The sequence below is a fragment of the Pseudomonas sp. RW407 genome (assembly GCF_003176655.1).
In the GTDB taxonomy this organism is placed as follows: Bacteria; Pseudomonadota; Gammaproteobacteria; order Pseudomonadales; family Pseudomonadaceae; genus Pseudomonas; species Pseudomonas delhiensis.
This window is the reverse complement of record NZ_QGSL01000083.1, coordinates 1-402: the sequence shown is the minus strand read 5'-3', so window position 1 is coordinate 402 and position 402 is coordinate 1. Positions and strand designations below refer to the sequence as shown.

The window sequence follows — 402 nt, the reverse complement described above, 5'->3', positions numbered from 1 at the left end:
GCCGACGGCCGCCTGCTGGACATCACCGCCAGCGGCGGGCTGCGCCTGCACCTGCACTACGACCACCCGCTGCAGCGCCTCACCGAGGTGGTGCGGGTAGTCGGCGACCAGGCAGTGGAAAGCCTGGTGCGCTACCGCTACGACGCGCAGGGCCAGCTCAGCGAAGTGCACAACCGCAACGGCGACACCAGCCGCCGCTTCGCCTACCAGGACGGCCTGATGGTGCGCCACGAGAACGCCCTGGGGCTGCGCTGCGAATACCGCTGGGAAAACCTCGGCGGACGTCCACGGGTGGTCGAGCACTGGACCAGCGACGGCGAGCACTACCACTTCCACTACGACCTCGAGGCCCGCGTCACCACGGTCAGCGACGCCCTGCAGCGCGAGGCGCGCATCCACTAC

Annotated in this window: 1 protein-coding gene; it reads left to right on the top strand. The window is 69.9% G+C overall.

The features are described 5' to 3' along the window. On the top strand, window positions 1–402 hold a 402-nt coding region (locus tag DK254_RS06550), incomplete at both ends, for a hypothetical protein (protein ID WP_371921106.1).